This window comes from Nocardioides sp. CPCC 206348 (genome assembly GCF_048654705.1).
Lineage (GTDB): Bacteria > Actinomycetota > Actinomycetes > Propionibacteriales > Nocardioidaceae > Nocardioides.
The window spans coordinates 56644-61186 of sequence record NZ_JBMCZA010000111.1 but is presented as its reverse complement, the minus strand read 5'-3'; the positions used below and the strand labels follow the sequence as shown (position 1 = coordinate 61186).

4 protein-coding genes and 1 pseudogene are annotated in these 4543 nt (G+C 68.9%); all 5 read right to left on the bottom strand.

Annotated elements, in window-relative coordinates; genetic code table 11:
* Nucleotides 1-326: 326 nt before the first annotated feature.
* On the bottom strand, nucleotides 327-1754 hold the full coding sequence (gene argH, locus ACOADB_RS06605; RefSeq protein ID WP_378597156.1) for an argininosuccinate lyase: 1428 nt from the start codon (nucleotides 1752-1754) through the stop codon (nucleotides 327-329).
* Nucleotides 1751-2224, bottom strand: coding sequence for an NUDIX hydrolase (locus ACOADB_RS06600; protein ID WP_378597155.1), 474 nt, complete (start codon nucleotides 2222-2224; stop codon nucleotides 1751-1753). Before ACOADB_RS06600 ends, argH begins: the two co-directional genes overlap by 4 nt.
* Nucleotides 2224-3654 carry an argininosuccinate synthase gene (gene argG / locus ACOADB_RS06595; protein WP_378597154.1) on the bottom strand — a complete coding sequence of 477 codons (1431 nt, stop codon included), beginning with the start codon at nucleotides 3652-3654 and terminating at the stop codon, nucleotides 2224-2226. Before argG ends, ACOADB_RS06600 begins: the two co-directional genes overlap by 1 nt.
* The gene (locus ACOADB_RS06590) at nucleotides 3651-4190 is read right to left on the bottom strand and encodes an arginine repressor (RefSeq protein ID WP_182376135.1); all 540 of its coding nucleotides are present in this window, start codon (nucleotides 4188-4190) and stop codon (nucleotides 3651-3653) included. The genes argG and ACOADB_RS06590 overlap by 4 nt, the downstream gene beginning before the upstream one ends.
* Nucleotides 4183-4543: pseudogene (locus ACOADB_RS06585) on the bottom strand (ornithine carbamoyltransferase); the annotation flags it as partial. The gene ACOADB_RS06590 and the pseudogene ACOADB_RS06585, both read right to left, overlap by 8 nt.

Below are 4543 nucleotides of genomic sequence, written 5' to 3'. Positions count from 1 at the left end.
CAACAATCTATATGCATGACACACTGTTGAGTTCTCAAGAATCAGACGCACTCGCGCTTCGCCAGCCTCTCGGCCAGGTCTGTCGCGGGGCAACCTGTGAAACCTTACCCGTGTCGTTTCCCCTCGTCAACTCGGCGTGACCGCCATGTCTTGAAGCTCTTCGACTCGGTGCCCAGACGTGCTTCAACCTCGTTTTTGCGTCCGATCCAGAGGATCTTCGGCCGAGTTTCTGCTGCGTTCTGCGGCAAGACGGAACATTACCAACACGTGTCCCCCCGGTTGCAAATCGGGGGGCACCTTGAGCTTCCAGGAGGCTCGTTCCACGCTCAGCTGAGCGTGGAACGGAGCTCCTGGGACCGTGCACGGAGGTCGTTCAGCTGCTCGCGGACCCGGACCGGAGCCGTGCCGCCGCGGCCGTCACGGGACGCCACCGACCCTTCGACGGTCAGGACGCTGCGCACCTCGGGCGTCAACGCCGGCGAGATCGCGGCGAACTGCTCATCGCTCAGCTCGTCGAGCTCGATGCCCAGTTCCTCGCAACGTCGTACACACGCACCGGCCACCTCGTGGGCGATGCGGAACGCGACGCCCTCGCGCACCAGCCACTCGGCGATGTCGGTCGCCAGGGAGAAGCCCTGAGGAGCCAGAGCCGCCATCCGGTCGGTGTTGAACACCAGGGTGGCGACCTGGCCGGTGAACGCAGGGAGCAACACCTCGAGGGTGTCGACCGAGTCGAACACCGGCTCCTTGTCCTCCTGCAGGTCCCGGTTGTAGGCAAGCGGCAGGGCCTTGAGCGTGGTCAGCAGCCCGGTGAGGTTGCCGACCAGTCGCCCGGCCTTGCCCCTGGCCAACTCGGAGATGTCGGGGTTCTTCTTCTGCGGCATGATGCTCGACCCCGTCGACCACGAGTCGTGCAGGGTCACGAAGTCGAACTCCCTGGTCGCCCAGAGGATCACTTCCTCCGCGATCCGGCTGATGTCGATGCCGGTCTGTGCCGTCACGTAGGCGAACTCCGCGACGAAGTCGCGCGACGCCGTACCGTCGATCGAGTTGGCGGTCGAGCTGGTGAACCCGAGCTCACGTGCGACCAGCTCAGGATCGAGGCCCAGGCTCTGCCCGGCCAGTGCCCCGGAGCCGTACGGCGAGTCCCCCGCTGTACGACGACGCCAGTCCCCCAACCGTTCGACATCACGCAGCAGGGCCCACGCGTGGGCCAGCAGGTGGTGCGACAACAGGACCGGTTGGGCGTGCTGAAGGTGCGTGCGCCCCGGCATGATCGCCGGCACCTCACCGAGATGGGCGTCGGCCTGCGTGGCCAAGGCGTCGACCAGGTCGAGGACGAGCCGCCCCACGGAGACCGAGTGGTCGAGCAGGTAGCAGCGGAAGAGCGTCGCGATCTGGTCGTTGCGCGAGCGCCCCGCACGGAGCCGGCCACCGACGTCGGCACCGACCTCGTCGATCAACAACCGCTCCAGCGCACCGTGCACGTCCTCGTCCGACGGGTCCGGCTGCAACGACCCGTCGGAGAAGCGGGCAGCGAGCGCGTCCAGGCCACGGTGCAGCTCGGCCTCGTCGGCCGGCGTCAGCAGGCCCGCAGCGCCCAGTGCCTTGGCGTGCGCGTGCGAGCCGGCGATGTCGTAGAGGCCAAGGCGCCAGTCGAAGTGCGTCGAGCGCGACAGCGCGTCGAGCTCCGGCGAGGGGCCGCCGGCGAACCGGCCGCCCCAGAGCTTGCCCGTGTTGGTCTCGCCGCTCATGTCGTTCCTCCCCGGACGTGCGCGATCGCCGTCCGCATCTGCTCCATCAGCCGCGGGTCGACCGCACGACCGTCGTCTTCCAGTTCCTCCGGGGTCCACCATCGCGCCTCGAAGATCGATTGCGCCTCGAGCACGTCGAGCCCCTCGAAGCTGACCGGTGTCTCGTCGAGCGCCACGGCGAACAGGGTGGAGTCGTTCACGTAGTCCCGACCGTCCCAGGCGAACTCCACCTCGAAGGTGCCGAAGGGCTCTCCGAGGTCGGCGGCCCGGACGTCGATCCCGGTCTCCTCGCGGAGCTCGCGGACGCCGGCCTCGGCCAGGGACTCCCCCGGGTCGACGGCGCCACCGATCGTGAACCAGTAGCGGACGTCCGGGAGTGCGGGATCGCAGCCGAGCAGCAACAGCACCTTGCTGTCGCTGCTCACGGGCAGCACCCGCGCCACCGTCCGGCGGGTCGGTTCAGCGTGCATCAGTCGGTTCCGGACTCCATCGCGACGTCTTCGAGGATCGCCTCCGCTTCCAGGCCACCGTCCGGGTTGGCGGTGATCTGGTCGTAGCCGCCGGGCGGCAGCTCACCGAAGAGCGTGCCGTTCTCGACCAGCACCTGCCCCTGGTCCAGCGGCTGTGCGGCGTACAGCTCCAGCTTGGCGCGGGAGTCGGCGATGTCGAGGTTGCGCATCGTAAGCTGGCCGATCCGGTCGGTCGGGCCGAAGGCAGCGTTCTCGACGCGCTCCATCGACAGCTTCTCCGGGTGGTAGGAGAAGTTCGCGCCCTCGGTCTTCACGATCGTGTAGTCGTCCCCCCGGCGCAGGCGCAGCGTGACCGTGCCGTTGACGAGCGAGGCGATCCAGCGCTGGATGGACTCCCGGAGCATGAGGGCCTGCGGGTCCAGCCAGCGGCCTTCGTAGAGCAGGCGGCCGAGCTTGCGGCCCTCGAGGTGGTAGTTCGACAGCGTGTCCTCGTTGTGGACCGCGTTCAGCAGGCGCTCATAGGCAGCGAACAGCAACGCCATGCCGGGGGCTTCGTAGATGCCCCGCGACTTGGCCTCGATGATCCGGTTCTCGATCTGGTCGGACATGCCGAGGCCGTGGCGGCCGCCGATGACATTCGCTTCCAGGACGAGGGCCACCGGGTCGTCGTACCGACGGCCGTTGAGGGCGACCGGACGTCCGGCCTCGAAGGTGACCGCGACGTCCTCGGTCTCGATGGCGACCGACGGGTCCCAGAACTTCACGCCCATGATCGGCTCGACGGTCTCGAGCGAGACGTCGAGGTGCTCGAGGGTCTTCGCCTCGTGGGTGGCACCCCAGATGTTGGCGTCGGTGGAGTACGCCTTCTCGGTCGAGTCGCGGTACGGCAGGCCGTGGGCGACCAGCCACTCGCTCATCTCGTGGCGGCCACCGAGCTCGGTGACGAAGTCGGCATCGAGCCACGGCTTGTAGATGCGCAGCTCGGGGTTCGCCAGCAGGCCGTAGCGGTAGAACCGCTCGATGTCGTTGCCCTTGTACGTCGACCCGTCGCCCCAGATGTTGACGTCGTCGGCCTGCATCGCGCGCACCAGCATGGTGCCCGTGACGGCGCGACCGAGCGGCGTCGTGTTGAAGTAGGCCTTCGCACCGGACCGGATGTGGAAGGCGCCGCACGCGAGTGCAGCCAGGCCCTCCTCGACCAGCTGCGACTTGATGTCGACGATGCGCGCGATCTCGGCGCCGTACTCACGGGCGCGCTCCGGGACACCGGCGATGTCGGGCTCGTCCGGCTGCCCGATGTCAGCCGTGTAGGTGCAGGGCACGGCGCCCTTGTCGCGCATCCACGCGACGGCGACGGAGGTGTCGAGGCCGCCGGAGAAGGCGATACCAACGCGCTCTCCCACGGGCAGGGAGGTCAGGACCTTGCTCAACTGTCGTTCCTTTCGGGCTCCGTGCGCTCTGCAAGGGAGGTGAATCGGTGGGCCAGTGCTGCTCCCCCGGCGGGGTCGCGGCCGATGACCAGGACGGTGTCGTCGCCGGCGATCGTGCCGAGGACGTCGTGGTCCGCACCGACCTCGGCCTTGTCGATGGCACTGGCGAGGAACTGCGCGGCCCCGGGAGGGGTGCGCAGGACGACGAGGTTGGCGCTCGCCTCGGCGCTGACGAGGAGCTCGGCGCACAGGCGGGAGAGGCGTTGGTGGGCAGCACCGCTCTCGGCGGACACCGGCGTCCGGTCGCCGCCTTCAGCGGGTACGGCGTACACGAGGTTGCCGGACGCTGCCCGGACCTTGATCGCGTCGACCTCGACCAGGTCGCGGCTCAGCGTCGCCTGCGTGACGTGCACGCCGCGGCCACCGAGCAGGTCGGCCAGCTCGGGCTGCGAACGCACCTCGCGGCTCTCCAGCAGCTCGACGATCAGCGCCAGCCGGGCGTTCTTCGTCAACGGCGTCAGGGCGTGCTCACTCATGGTCCGCCTCCAGCCGGGCGGGGTCCTGGAGCCAGGCCATCACGGCCTTCTGCGCGTGCCGACGATTCTCGGCCTCGTCCCACACCACGCTCTGCGGTCCGTCGATGACCTCGGCCGCGATCTCCGAGCCGCGGTACGCCGGCAGGCAGTGCAGCACGATCGCGTCGGCACTCGCGTGGGCGACGAGGTCGGGGGTGACGGCGTAGGGCCCGAACACCGTGCGCCGGGCGTCCGCCTCGGCCTCCTTGCCCATCGAGATCCAGGTGTCGGTGACGACCACCTCGGCTCCGGCGACGGCCTTGACGGGATCGCTCTCGGACACCGCCGAGCCACCCGTCGTGGCAGCGATCTCG

Excerpts from the sequence above, each read along its gene's own strand:
- ACOADB_RS06590 (WP_182376135.1), bottom strand. The coding sequence starts at position 4,190 with ATGAGTGAGCACGCCCTGACGCCGTTGACGAAGAACGCCCGGCTGGCG.
- ACOADB_RS06600 (WP_378597155.1), bottom strand. The coding sequence starts at position 2,224 with ATGCACGCTGAACCGACCCGCCGGACGGTGGCGCGGGTGCTGCCCGTG.
- argH (WP_378597156.1), bottom strand. The coding sequence starts at position 1,754 with ATGAGCGGCGAGACCAACACGGGCAAGCTCTGGGGCGGCCGGTTCGCC.